A 750-nucleotide genomic window follows, 5' to 3' on the forward strand; every position below is an offset into this window, starting at 1 on the left:
TTGGCCCCGACCAGGGTGATGTGGCCACCAGGGAATTTCTTGTGGAGGATGGTATTCTCGGAGCCACGGCTCTTGACGTCCTTGACCTTTCCATTCAGCGCCGGGGTATCCCGGATCATCGGCTGCAAGCGGTCCTTGGAGAAGGCCTCCGCCATCCCTTCCGTCGGTTGGAGGAGCATGATCGGGGCCGGATCATAGTCGATATGGAAGCCGATGCCGTTCAGCAGCAGCTCTGTCTTCCCCACCTGCGCGGAGCTCATGACCACGACCTCCGGCACGGTCGGGTCGTTGATCGCGTCCATAATGTCACGCTGGTAGGGCGCCCGGTCGGTCCTCCACTGGCCAGGTTCTGCGGACGCCTCCGGGGATAGTTTCCGGTACAGGTCGGCCCACGTGGACACCGTGAGCTTCGGGGGAGGCGCCAGGACCTTCGCGATCATCCGGAACAAGGTCCGGGTCTTAGTCGTCGTCATCCGGATCTCCTCCCACATAATCCTCATTCCGGCGATTGAACGCCCCGGGATCGTAGTCCGCCAGCTCACGCAATGTCTCGTAGACCTCCGAGGAGATCGTATCCTGGGCGGAAGCCAGGTCGTTCTTGCCGAGCAACCTCGGTGCGATCTTCGCCGGTAGGGAGAGCAGCTTCGCCCGGATCGCGGCCAGCATGTCTGTCATGACATCCTTTACGTCCTCTGCCCGGTGGAGCTCTCCACGCATAACGGCCACCTGCAACTCCGCCTTCTCGCGCTT

The 750-nt window shown here is 62.1% G+C and carries 1 protein-coding gene and 1 pseudogene; both read right to left on the reverse strand.

Annotation, left to right across the window (positions count from 1 at the left end; genetic code table 11):
* A partial coding sequence (locus ACSEXW_RS28225) for a phage terminase large subunit family protein (protein WP_438449513.1) occupies positions 1-473 on the reverse strand: 473 nt, incomplete at its 3' end.
* A pseudogene (locus ACSEXW_RS28230) lies at positions 460-750 on the reverse strand (hypothetical protein); the annotation flags it as partial. The gene ACSEXW_RS28225 and the pseudogene ACSEXW_RS28230, both read right to left, overlap by 14 nt.

This window comes from Oryzibacillus soli (assembly GCF_051594765.1).
Classification (GTDB): domain Bacteria; phylum Bacillota; class Bacilli; order Paenibacillales; family NBRC-103111; genus Paenibacillus_AR.